The following is a 13897-nucleotide window of genomic DNA, read 5'->3' on the forward strand; positions in this document are numbered from 1 at the left end:
AAAAAAGACCTAAAAAATACTTGACTGTTTTCATCATTTTGTATATTAATTAGACTTATGTGCTAAAATTTCTTCTTCCGTTGGTGGTACTAATACATCTTTAATTAATGCTTCTTTATCACCATTATATGTTTTTGTAATTGGGTTTCCATTTCTGGACAGCCCTTTAAAAGCACCTTTATCTACTTCACCCCAAATCGCGTATTTGGCTTTGCCATCTACAGTCATTAAGCCAAAGTGTTTTTCTGAATTCCCTGCATTATCACCACCTTTCCATGGCTCGTCAAATCCTTCGAAATAAAAACAAGACATACTTGCTTCATTGGTCCATTCGCGCATGTGTTGGTAATAGAGAGCTTCTTTATACTCGTCGCATGCTTTAGACCCGTCTGGGCCATACTGACCGGTTGAGAAACTTGCCCACCCAGTTTCACCAATATGAATTGGTTTGTCTACGCCAAGACTTTTCATATACCTCTCTACATTTTTAAATTGCATCTGAGCATATTTTTTTGCTCTTAACATTGCAGCGTCTGTTTTTTCTAAATCTGTCATGTCTTCCAGGCCTTCTGATTTTAACCAAAATTCAGGTTGATAATGTGTATCATGCATAGGATAGGTGTGCATAGAAATATAATCTACAGCATGGATCAATTTATTTAAATCTTCAACATGGTATTCTTCTCCACCGCCTCCCCATGACGCAAAATTATCTGAACTTGTAATCCATAAATCTTTAGAAAGTTTCCCTTCTTTTTTTAAATCCTGTAAGTAGTTTACCCATTTTAAGATAATCCATGGCTCTACATAATAAGTTTCAGCCCATTTTACCATAGCTTCATTACCAACAGCAATTACCTTTACGATATCTGGATACTGATTTGCCAAAGCAACTACTTTCTCCATCTGTGGAATGTTAGCTTCACTTTCTGCATTATGGTCTCTTTTCTGATCGGTAAATGCATTTTTACAATCGATCCATGCACCCAACATGACGTACATCTCAAAATTAGAATCTTCTTTCTTTAATTCAGTTATTGCTTTTAAAGCATTTTCAGCCTGTGGCTTATGAACTTTGTACGTTCTAATAATTTTCACACCCATAGCAGCAAGAAGCTTCATATCCTCCTTAAGTTCCGCTAAAGTTGGCTCAATATTAGGATCTTTATGTCTGTAACCTCCATAAGACATCGCTAAATATTCAGGATTACCTAAAATCTCTTTTGCCGTCACTTGTTTTTCTTCCTGCATTTCTTTTTTAGCATTTGAGTTTTGCTTGCACGACACTATAAAAATTGAAATAATTAAGGCTACAAAAATGTGTGTCTTCAACTTCATGACTATAGTTGTATTATTATATTTAATATCTGTATTTATCAAATCCTATTTAAGCAAATATGTAAAACCAAAATTTGATAAGAATACTTGCAAAAATTACCTCTACCTTTTTGTTGGTGGTACTAAAACATGTGGCATTAATTCTTCTTTATCACCATTATAAGTTTTTGTTATTGGATTTCCGTTTCTTTTCAATCCTTTAAAAACACCTTTGTCTACTAAATCCCATATTGGGTACTTAGCCTCTCCATTTATTTTGAATAATCCAAAATGATTTTCTGAACCTTTTGGATTGTGAGCATCTTTCCATTTCTCATTAAAGGCTTCAAAATAAAAACAAGAAATACCGGCTTTATTCGTCCATTCTCGCATCAATTTATAATACAAGCCTTGTTTATATTCATCTGTTGCTTTCGAGCCATTATGACCATAAAAACCATTAGACACACTTGCCCAACCTGTTTCACCAATATGAACAGGCTTATTTACACCAAGGCTTTTCATGTAATTTACAGTACAATCATATTGGTTTTTTGAAAATTCAATAGCACGTTTCATGGCATTATCAATCTTTTCTATTTCAGATAGTGAATTTTCTTCTTCGGGAATTCCCCAAAACTCTGGATTGTAATGAGTATTATGATATGGATAGCTATGCATTGAAATATAGTCTACCGCTTTAATTATATTTTCTAAATCTTCACAGTGGTAAATGTGGTCGCCACCTCCCCATGATGCAAAATCATCTGAGCTCGTAATCCATAAATCTTTAGGTAGTTTTTTTGTCTTTTTTAAATCTTGTAAATGATTGACCCATTTTAATATAATATTTGGCTGTACATAATAACTAGTTGCCCATTTCACCATAGCTTCATTACCTACAGCTAATACTTTTACGATGTCTGGATATTTATTAGCTAAAGCCACAGCTCTATCAATTTCTGCGGCATTATCAGGACTTTCTACATTGTGATTTGGCATTTGATCTGTCCATGCATTGATACAATCTATCCAAGCACCGAGCATCACATACATTTCAAAATTTGGGTCTTCAATTTTAAGTTCTGAAATTGCCTTTAATAAGTTTGGTGCTTGGTCTAATTGTACGTTATAGGTTCTTAAAAATCTAATACCCATAGCAGACAAGAGCTTCATATCGTTCTTAATCTCTTGGATTGTAGGTTGACTATCTCTAGATATTTTGCGGTACCCACCGTAAGATACAGCTAAGTAATCTGGATTACCTAATATGTCTTTTGCAGTTATGTGCTTACTAGTTTGCATTTATTTTTCTGATTTTGGGTTCTGGTTACAAAACCAGATTAAAATTTAAATGATTATGGTTAAAACCATATTTACTTAATTTGACTACTATGCCTTCTATTTTAATATATCTTTATTAATTTTGACAATAATTTTCTCAATTGTGCCCAACCTTTTAAATACTTGGTCACTTGTTTCTTTATCTAAAGTGAGTATATTAAATTTTGTGGTTGAGTTGTCACTATGAAAGACTTCAACTTCGTTATCTGAACTCATTTGATATACAATTGGAACTTGACAGTATGTAAAACCTAATGACCCTTTTTTCATTTGAATACTTTTTCTATTCTTAGAAATATCAATATATTCAAAACTAGCAGGCTCAGTAAAAAACTCAACTTTTCTTAATAAACATGGATTAAAAAGTAGTTTTCCTTGTTCTACAAATATTCCTAATTCACCAAAACGGCTTAAAATATCTTCTTTTACTTGACCTGTCATTCCTGGTTGCTGTGCGCCTTTCCCTCCTGGCGTATGCGAGTAAGGATCAGTTGGGAAAGCTCCATATAATTCAGGTGATTTATGTACTCCAATACCTTCATTAATTTCATAGAAGTGTTCTAATAGATGACCAACGATAATTTTATTTTCACCTTCGTTAACAGCTTTTACACAACATTCTTGTACTGCTAATAATAATTTAGAAACCATATGCCAATAAATAGAACCTAATCCTTCATAGCCGTAGAACGTACCTGATCTGCCTGTGAAAGCTTTATGATTAAAAACATCTTCAAAAGCTTTTAATACTTTAGGGGAATCTGATTCTAAAAGTGAATTGTATTTAGTTTCAGAAAGTTTTTCTAAAGCCGCAGAGACATCACTTGCATTCTTAAAGTTTCCGTTAAAATGGTATTCTCCGTTTACATCTTTTTCTATAATTTTAACATTTCCATCCTGTAATAATTCTTGCAATAATTTTGATGATAAAACAGCATCTTCAGCGATTGTATTTCTATCTAAAAACCCTTTGAGTTCTTTATTAGGATAAAGCATATAGCTGTATTGATCTGCTCTAAAAAGCTTACTACGCTTTAAGGCATTTAATACATCTAAAGTTTCTGTAGCGTTTAAATAACCAGAGCTTAAAACAGCAACTTGGCCTTCTAGCATTTCACTTAAATAAGAAATAGAAACAGAGTTGTCTTTGTTTACAGTCATTAAATTGTACGCATGATACAAATTATCTGAACGTTTGTTTGCTCTAATAGAATGCTCTAAATATGATTTACTGATTGTAATAAAGTCTTTCAATCGATTAATTGAAAGTGACGTTTTTCTTCCTGAAAAGGGATGATTATAAATTTGAGTTCTATAAGCACTACCTGCCTTTCCTAAACTATCTAATATTAATTTTTTATCGGTATCGTTAATTGACGATGACAATAAACTCTTGTTACTTTCAAAAGTTTCTATAACACTATTAAAGAAATCTAATAATTCATTAGAAATTTCTACTTCATCAATATCTATTGAAACAAGTAGCTCTTCAAAGAAATTGAGAAATCTACGTAAATAATAAAGCGTAACCATAGATACACCATTACCAACTAATGCATTGTTTGCATCGTTCCATTCTGGACGCTGTGTATTCATCCAAATTCCTCCCTCTGGAATAAAATTTGATAACTTTGCTAGCGTAGTCGCTAATATTTTTTCTACAAAATTTGCCTTTACTATAAATCTATTTTCATCTCTAAGTAAAGCTCCATCTGCCCCTAATTGTTCGCGTTCTTCATGAATTTTATGATCTAATGCTTCATCAAAAATAATGGTGTCTTTAGGGTTTTTTAATAAATCTTTGTAAGCCTTTATCTTGTAAGGTACATTGGCATAAACAAATAAATCTTTTGTAAAGAAACTTTCTAATTTACCAGGTTTATGATTATTAATAAATTCTAAAAACTTAAGTAAATAAATAATTTGATGATCTCCCCAATAACCTATGTAAGACCATGGATCGTCTGGTTCTATTGTTTCCCAATCAAAACCTCCTTTTGTTACTCTATAAGGATTATAACCATCAAATGTTGTCGCATTTAAAAATTTATGAATCATGCTTTCAATAAACTCAGGATAAGAATGCGCTAAGGCTTCCCAGTTTTGAAAGATATCTCTCCAATTACCTTCGTAGTCTAAAATTTTAGACCCATCGATTTCACTTCTCGTATTAATAGAAAATTTATTCCAAGGACGACTTGGATCTCCATGTCGACGACTAAATTTTAACGGCATATACTCTAAACAAAGGCGTCTAAAGTTTTTATCGCCACTATTATAGGCTATTTTTTTAATATCTGATAAAGAGAATACATCTGGCAATGTCTCTAATGTACTTTCTGATGTCCGTGCTACCTTTTTATTTGCATTAACAAGGTAATTAATAAAATCCCACTTTTCGACTTGATAGCCCTCATCAAAAATACCACCACGCATAATATTAAATAATGTATTAGCAAAATGACGTGTATCTCTTAAACTATCTGCAGAAACTTGAATAGCATCAGATGCTGCGTTCAACTCTATAAGACGTTTGGTTCCATTAGCTATATTTTCATTAATCTTATCAATCAATGAATCATCTTCCTTTATTTGCTTTAGTAGCAAAGCGATGTCAGAGTGATTTTGATTTACATTAGCAACTAGGATCCATTCTTTAAATGAATCTGCTAATAATTCAATTTCTGTAGAAACAAAATAAGCTCCTTTTTCGGCTTTTACGTCTTCCTCTTGCCTAATAGGTTCTTTTGATCTAAAATTATTAAGCTGTAATGAAGACAATAAGTATTTTGGATTGTCTAAACCTAAAGACCAAACTACATTAGCTCTTAATGCTTCACTTGCTTCCGCTTTATCAACAAGAATAGCACTAAGTGCGTAAATTCCAAGTCCAGTCGACTCTTCTAATTCATTACGCTTATAAGCATCTACCAAGTTACTAGATTGGTTCTGAATATCACTACTAATACTAGCAGGCATAATGTTTTGAACACCATCTAAAAGTCTCACTTTTACGGTTTCTTTTGCCGTATTAATTAATTTAGATTTTTTTACAAAACCAAATTTATCGCTAGAGCACCATTGGTATCTAAAGGTTAATTCTAAATCGTGATTGATTTCTTCAAAAATAATTTTATTACCAAACCTGTTTTTGTAAATATTTTGAGTTGTACTGTATCTCCCTAATGATCTAATAGCTAGTGGTTCCCACATGTATTCTTGACCATTTTTTAGAACTTTAAAGATTGATTTATTTCCAGTAATATCTGCAGACTCGGTAATCTTGTCGTCTGTATAATATGGAAATAAAGCATATTCTGAATTTTTACGTCCAGCTGTTAATCCTCCATTACTAGATATAAACATCCAATGGTTAGAATCACTTACAATACTCATAAAAAAAGGACGCATTTCATCATTATTTGAAATTTTGAAATACTTCTCATTATCGATAGTTACTTGCTGTAACTCAACGTCTCTATTTGGGGTAGTTTTTTCCAATGTTATATTCGTGTTTGTAGTTTTCAATATATTTTAAAATTGAAATATATTTAAAGGTCTTAAATACAAATTTAAGACCGTATTCAATTAATTACTTATTCCGTATTCTATTGTGCAGTTAAAGACACATTATCGATATTTACCAAACCTGCCTGTCCGTTAGAATCAAATAAGACTCTAGCATCTGGCGCACCAAAACCTGTAGCTTCTACCGTTAATTGATATTGCTGTTGGGTTGTATTTATACTCACCGTCTGAACCGTATTAGAGAAATCCCCACCACTTAATCCAATGCCTGCGATGATATCTCTATCTTGATCAGACCATGCATCAAATGTTAATGTGTATGTTACGCCTTGCGTTATCTCTAATTTTTGGCTAACGTTTACTAAAAACGGTTGCCCTGGGTTTGGATTTGTTACGTTTACTTGATAAAATATATTACCGTCCACAGTAACAACTGGTGCAGGATTATTATCGTCAACACCTTGTATCCATGAATTGTTTCCGTTTTCAAAGTCACCATTAGTTAGTAGACCCCCATTAAATTGTTCATCTATAACTAATAGGTCTTCAAAGCTATCTGATGAACCACCGTCATTACTCACTTGTAAAACAACTGAATACATACCACCCAAAACATAAGATTTAATAGGGTTTATAACTGAAGAAGATGTACCGTCTCCAAAATCCCATGCATAAGAATTTGCACCTGTAGACGTATTTAAAAATATTACTTCGCCTGTATTTTGGTTAATAGTTTGTGTGAAATTTGCAGTTACTGCTTGTGGCACAACGTCGTCGTCGTCAGTACAGCCTGCAAAAACTATTGCAATACATAAAACAGAAATTATTTGGATTACTTTTTTCATTTTATTATTTTTTAAAGTAAGATGTAAATTACATTACACCACTAGATTTAAAATAGTGATTAAAAGGACTTAACATCTATAAACTATAGTTGGTTCTTAATAATTATTGTTTGTATACTCTTACATAGTCAACAAGCATAGTTTGAGGAAAAACAGTTTCACTATTTGGTGAACCAGGGAAATTCCCTCCTATTGCAACGTTAAGGATAATGTAAAATGGATTATCAAAAACCCATTCTCCTTCTCCATCGGTTTCATCAAAAATAACTTCTCTTGTAATTTGTTGGTATAAATCCCCATCTACATAATAGTTGATATAATTTGGTGCCCACTCTATACCAAATACATGAAATCCTGTATCAAAGCGATCACTGTCTAAAACATAGTCTTTAGTAATAGCATCAGCTCCAGAAAATCCAGGTCCATGCGCACTACCAAAAGTAGTGGTAAGTTCATCTCCTAAATATTCCATAATATCAATCTCACCACATTGTGGCCAAGTGTTTTCAGCACAATCATTTCCTAAGATCCAGAAAGCTGGCCAGTAGCCTTTACCGTAAGGTACTTTTATACGCGCTTCGAATCTTCCATAAGCTTGCTCAAAAAGACCTTGAGTTGTAATTCTTGCAGAGGTATAGTTAGAACCACTAAATGCTTCTTCTCTAGCAGTTATTAAAAGATATCCATTTTCAACGGTTACATTTTCCGTTCTATCTGTATAATGTTGTAACTCATTGTTACCCCAACCATCACCATTTGGACCTGTACCTATATCGTAAGTCCAAAACGCACTATTAGGAGCTCCCTCTATATCGAACTCATCTGCCATAACTAACTTATTAAAAGTAGCAACAGTTTGTGTTTCGTCAGGATCACAGCTAAAAATCATTAAAAAAGATACCACTGCAAAAGACTTTAATGCAATTTTTATAATCGTCTTGTTATATATATTATTCATTGTTATATGCTTTAAAGTTATTTCTAGATTTTTTTATGGAACATAGAAGTATATGTTATCTAAGATGAAATTTGGCCCACCTGCTAAAATAATGGCTCCCAAGTTACCTTTTTGACTAGCTATATTACCAGCTAGTGGAATCTCGTAAGAATTCCAACCATTTACCGTAAGACCTGAAGCTGTAAATCTAAAATCCGCATCATCGGCATTAGGTTGACCAGTGAAGATATTTGTATTTATCTCTCCATTAGCCCCTATATCTCTTATTTGAAATTCAACCTGTACACCTGCTTGTTGTGCATATACATCTACATGCATAAATGTTAAAGCAGAGGCGTCAACTGTGTTTTCAAAAATGATTCCTGTAAAATTATTATTAGTGTAAATAAGAAAATTATCACCATTAGAGTTTACAGTCGTTGTCTGTGTCGTGGATCCACCAAATTGGGGGTCGAAATCACTTTGAGTTTCATTTATATAGGTGTCACTAAATATAGACTTAACATTTACCTGTGGTAACGTAGGCTCTGTTGCAGCTGGTAAAGCTCCAGAAGATGTTACTTCTAGAGAACCTGTTGCTAATACGTTATCTAAAGTTGCAGTTATTGTTGCAGTACCAGAACCTTCAATAGTAACTTCACCTAGTGAATTAACTGAAGCAACTGCTGCATTTGAAGAATTAAAATCAAAATATGCTGCTGCTGCTTCTACTGTTACATTTTGACCTGAAGCTATATTGAACGTTTGTGTTAATCCTGAGATCGGAATTGATGACCCTGTAAATGATTGTTGAACCAAGTCTTGACCATTAAAAATTATAGGATTTGGTTGTGCAATAGTTCCTAATTTTTCGAATCTTAATTCATCTATCCAAAACGTGTAGCCAATTCCACCGGTATCTTGTGTACCTGCAGAAAAAATAAACATCCCCTTTTCTTGGGTAAGTCTTGATGGATTTGGAATCGGAATGGTGATTTTTCGCCAATCTGTAGAAAGCGCTACGTTTCTTAAGATTACTGCGTTTCTATTTTCCTCAAAATCAGTTCCAAAACCGACTTCACCAATAGATACTGTTGTAGATCCTTTTACCCAAAATGTTAAAGCATCGTAACCTGTTAAGTTTCTTCCTTCCCCACGATCTTTAAAAATACCTCCAATAAATCCTCCATTAGGGTCAGTTGGTGTTGGTACATCTATACGGATTGAGCTAGTTCCTATGTACGCTTCATTATCATCTGTACCAAAGCCCTCAGTATTAGCACCTTCAGCTGGGTCAAAAGAAATGAAAAATTCATCAGTAAGACCTACAGGATCATCTGTATAAATATCTCCAGTATTAGGAAATTCTGAAAGTACAGCATCGTCCGAAATGTCTCGTTCACAACCTACAGCTACTAACACTAGTGTAAGCATTGCAATTTTGAATTGTATTAACTTTATAGTTTTCATTTTTTATTTTTTATTTTCCAATATTTATGTTTACATACGTTCTAATCTCCCACTCGCTTCCATTAGGAAAACCGATAGGGCTTAACGGTGGCACACCAAATTCTGGACCCGCTAATGGTCCAAATCTAGGAGAATTTTGATCTAGAGAACGCCAAGTTCCTCTTATTCCTATAGTAGTACTTGGTAGAATAAACCAATCTGGTTTTCCCAAAGATGTAGATACATCTAACATTAATTGCATTGGAAATGTTAAGTTAAAATCTCTATGATAATCAAAAGGTCCCCAGTCATTTACTTTAACGTGGGTTTCTATTTTCATTTTGTTATATATCATTCTAATGTCACCACCAAAACGCTTAATTAATCTATCACTATCACCATTTCCTTGTCCATTACCATAATAAAAATTACCGATAATCCCTAAATCTGGACCTAACTTAGATACCATTCTCGAATGTATTTCCCACAAATCTTCAGCAGGTGCTGACTCTGGGAAAGCGAAAAATGTACGATTAGCAAGAAAACCAATGTGTGCATCTTGCGTTGTTGGTAAATGACGAAAAACAAAACCTAAATTCATTGCGAATTCGGCATCTTCAGATCTATCATTATCCCACTGATACATCCATGTTCCTGGTGTAGGGTCGTAAGTAAATAATATTTCCCCAGCAGTAGTTTCTCTATTACCACCTCTAACAGCGAACGGATCATCTATAACATTACGTAATCTACCAGGTGCATTTACATCATTTGGCATAGGATCTACCAAAGGTTTTTGATACATAAAATTTGGTGCTATTTGTATGTTCCCAAATGAATATGTAAAACCTGTTAAAAAATTTGACATGTTACCACTTCCACTATCTTTTAATCTCCAACCCGTAAATGTTTGGGTAGCGTCAAAGCCACCACCAGCAACAAGACCCATTATCGCAGTTTGTGCATACATATTAAATCTTCCTCCTTGGTACGTAATTTTGGCTTTCCCTCCCCAATTATCTTTACCAGAAATTTTATCATCAAATACCGTGTAGTTACCAGAACTTCCTGTTACATTTTGAAATGTAGTACCATTTAGTGGACTACCTCCCCAAATAGCACCTAAAGTAACATCAAATTTACCAATCTCTCTTTCTACTGCTATTGTCGCTCTTTCTGTAGGAAATGGCGGAATAATACCACTTCGTACTTGATTAGGATCTAAAAATCGACGACCGTTTTCATCTAATTGTATTTCGGTCTCAAGATCTCTGTGATAAATACCTGTAACTTCATAATTACCTATTTTACGCTGATATTTTAATAAGGCTGTAGGATTTGCTCCCCACCATAATTGTGGTCCGAATGCTGCTTTTAACCCTTCTAAATCGCCTTTTCCATCAATTTCTAATCCTAAGATTTCCCCTCCATATATATCTAGGTTAGGCCCATAATTAGCTTCAGGATATAAGCCAAAAAAGTCACCTTCATATTGCCAATGGTAATGCCCTGTTCTATAAAATCCTCTTAAATCAAAATCTTTAGCGCTCCACTCAAATTCTGCCTGATACACATTTACTCTATTAACATCACCTAAGATAACATCCCCATTATCTGAGTTCACCGTGACTGGTCTTGACCTATTCTCGTAAAAAATCTCATCAATTGGGTTTTGAGCTACATTACCAACAACATTAAAGTTAACCTCTGCTCTAACGTTCGGAGCGGGATTTCCTTCTATACCAATAAAATAAGACTGCATATGATCAAACCCTAATTGATTAGGATATACATCTGTTGCGTCTGGATCAGGAGTATCCGGTGTAGTAATTAGACTGCCTCCTGTACTAAACGTTGAAAACCTTGCTGAAAGTTGACTAATCCTAATTTTCTCAGAATCATTTCCACTGAGCGCCGCTTTATCTCCTCTTGCTTTTAAGACAGCCTCCATTATTTGGATATTATTAAAGAAATTGTCAATAAATTCAGGAGTAACTCCCTGTTCATAAGGATTTAATTTATGTGCTTCTTTTAATGCGTAATACGCTGCTCTTGGATATAGTTCGTATAGACCACGCTCATTTGTTGGGCCTTTAGCACAAATACCAAACCACTCTTCATTCATATTATTAACCTCTGGGCCTGCTAAATCTAATTCATAGCCACCATTGGACCAAGATGCATTATTATCGTGCAATTCTGCATTTTTTCTATCATCAAACCCATACTTCCACCAACCATCACTAAATTGAAATGTAAATCCCCCAATTGAATTTCCGGCTTTACCAAGGCCAGCCGCATTTTCGTATATTTCTTTCCAATTGCTAACCATATAATAAGCCTGAGCTTTTTGATCTTCTCTATTATCTTTAGCATTAAAAGCATCAGCACCAAATTCAGTAAACATTAAAGGCATATCTAACTTATCTTTTACCACATCAAACAGATCTGTAAATGAAGCTCCTCTATAAGTATTCGTTCCATAGATGTCTATATCCGGACATTCTTCTGCTATAATATCTATAAACAAAACATCACCGTTACACAGAGCAACAGGGTGAGACGAGTCTATTGCCTTCATAGCGAGAGCCGCTTCATTCATTAATTTATACATGGGACGGCCACGCTTTTCACCAATAAACTTCTTTTCTTCATCATCATCTGGAAAATCTTCTGTTTCTGAACCTTGCCAGAAAAGTCCATAATTATTTTCATTTCCTAATAAATACATAAGAAGCCCTGGTGTATCTTTATACTCATTAGCAAGGTTAGCAACTTCACTCATTAGAAATTCCCTTGTCACAGCATCATCGTAAAGAGTTACTGGTGTCCATACACCTTCTAAGGTTAAACCATACCTACCGAAAGAATGATTAAGCATAGTATATATACCATAATTCTCATAAATATATCTAATCCATCTCGCAGGTACACCTGTGTATTGACGAATGACATTAACTCCCATGTTTTTGAGCAGAGGCATTTCCATATCTAATCCTGCTTTGATAATGTCATCTGACTTATCCCAAAATCGAGCATCAATAGTGTTTGTGCCAATAGGGATATAATCCCAATTGACTCCATTGATAATAAAGTCTTTGCCATTAACTATTAGCTTCATTCCATCACTATTATTTTCAACTGAAACTCTAGTCGATTGGCAAAAGGATGGAATAACAGCTAACATAAATATTAGCCTTAGGAGGTTGTCTCTCATAATCTTATTTTTTAGTTTGGTTTGATCGTATCAAAATGCAATTACTAACTCTGTGTTAAATTTAATATTTTATTTTATTGAAAGTTTAAAAACACCCATACAAAATACATACAACACGTTGTTTTTAGACGTAAATGGACGAAAATTAGACGAAATCCAATCTATTTATCAGCAAAAACGATACATAACGACCAACACTAGTAATCTTTGCAGCAACTAAAAATAGGCTAAGAAGTATCATTTAAAGCTAACTAATTACAAAAAAAAAGGCTTAACCTTTAAAAAAAGTTTAAGCCTAATTCTTAAAAAATTAGTTTGTTATTCTGCTATTAAGATAAAACCCCAATCAAAATCACCGTTCCCATCAGTTGATCTTAAGGTCATCTCATTTACAGTTCTACTTTCGATTTTATAGGTGTGATCACCACCAATATAGTAACCAAAAAATGCTAAACCTGTTAGATTTATTGTTTCTACACCTCCTGGTGCTGTAATAAACCACTGCTCTGAAAAATCGTCATAAGGATAGTTCAAAATATCAGCACCATCAGCAGTACCAACTCCTGACCCATTTAATTCATCTATTAAAACTTCACGACCAAAAACAGTTCCGCTTATATCTGCGACTGGATCGTCGTTAGTGCCATCTGTTACTAATGTAAATGTTCCGTCTGTATTAAATATATAACGATCATCATACATTCCAACTCCAACTTTATCGTTAGCACCCGCAGCAAAAAATCCATTAAGATCACCACCAATAGCACCTAAACCAAAATGACCTCCTTGTTCACTTTTTACTCTCCATGTTCTAGAACTATCACTAGTAAGCATAGTAATTAAATCTACTGGTGGTTCGTATAAAGAAATCACATCAATATCAATAGTTTGTGAAGACGAAGCTCCACCAGTACCAAATGCAATCACGGTTACAGAATAGGTATTTAGACCTAAATTAGCAAAACTATATGTTTTAACACCTGAGGGTGCAATAGTCGCATTTCCATTGTATACAAATTGATACGATATGGCATTATTAGCTGTGGCAATAAAGTTAACTACACCACTACCATCCCCATTAGGATTAGCAGTATCTGCGCCAACAATATCAACACTAATTTGAATATTTGTAGGGGCGTTTACCTCTCCAAATTCTGCATCATCCTCCTGACAACTCGTAACGAAGATTACTGCCAAAAAGCTCAATATTATAAACTTGAAATTTTTCATATTAATTATTTTAATATTTTATTGTCTTAG

The 13897-nt window shown here is 33.9% G+C and carries 8 protein-coding genes; all 8 read right to left on the reverse strand.

From position 1 onward, the window contains the following. Nucleotides 1-45: 45 nt before the first annotated feature. Nucleotides 46-1338: a glycosyl hydrolase family 17 gene (locus tag B2U95_RS13715; protein WP_296317135.1), complete on the reverse strand. Its 1293-nt coding sequence runs from the start codon at nt 1336-1338 to the stop codon at nt 46-48. Between the two features lie 102 nt (nt 1339-1440). Beyond that, nucleotides 1441-2622, reverse strand: a complete 1182-nt coding sequence (locus B2U95_RS13720) for a glycosyl hydrolase family 17 protein (protein ID WP_296317136.1) — start codon at nt 2620-2622, stop codon at nt 1441-1443. Nucleotides 2623-2718: 96 nt separating this feature from the next. Beyond that, complete coding sequence (locus tag B2U95_RS13725; protein WP_296317137.1) at nt 2719-6162, reverse strand: hypothetical protein; 3444 nt, start codon at nt 6160-6162, stop codon at nt 2719-2721. A 107-nt stretch (nt 6163-6269) separates the two neighbouring features. Then, nucleotides 6270-7034 (reverse strand): PKD domain-containing protein, encoded by a 765-nt coding sequence (locus B2U95_RS13730; RefSeq protein WP_296317138.1) that lies wholly within the window; start codon nt 7032-7034, stop codon nt 6270-6272. A 103-nt stretch (nt 7035-7137) separates the two neighbouring features. Next, entirely contained in the window at nt 7138-7992 is an 855-nt protein-coding gene (locus tag B2U95_RS13735; RefSeq protein WP_296317139.1) for a glycoside hydrolase family 16 protein, read from the reverse strand. A gap of 33 nt (nt 7993-8025) precedes the next feature. Then, nucleotides 8026-9441 (reverse strand): glycosyl hydrolase family 16, encoded by a 1416-nt coding sequence (locus B2U95_RS13740; protein ID WP_296317140.1) that lies wholly within the window; start codon nt 9439-9441, stop codon nt 8026-8028. A gap of 10 nt (nt 9442-9451) precedes the next feature. Further along, nucleotides 9452-12637: a glycosidase gene (locus B2U95_RS13745; RefSeq protein WP_296317141.1), complete on the reverse strand. Its 3186-nt coding sequence runs from the start codon at nt 12635-12637 to the stop codon at nt 9452-9454. Between the two features lie 318 nt (nt 12638-12955). Further along, nucleotides 12956-13867, reverse strand: a complete 912-nt coding sequence (locus B2U95_RS13750; RefSeq protein ID WP_296317142.1) for a glucan endo-1,3-beta-D-glucosidase — start codon at nt 13865-13867, stop codon at nt 12956-12958. Nucleotides 13868-13897: the final 30 nt, after the last annotated feature.

The organism is Winogradskyella sp. UBA3174, from assembly GCF_002364335.1.
Classification (GTDB): domain Bacteria; phylum Bacteroidota; class Bacteroidia; order Flavobacteriales; family Flavobacteriaceae; genus Winogradskyella.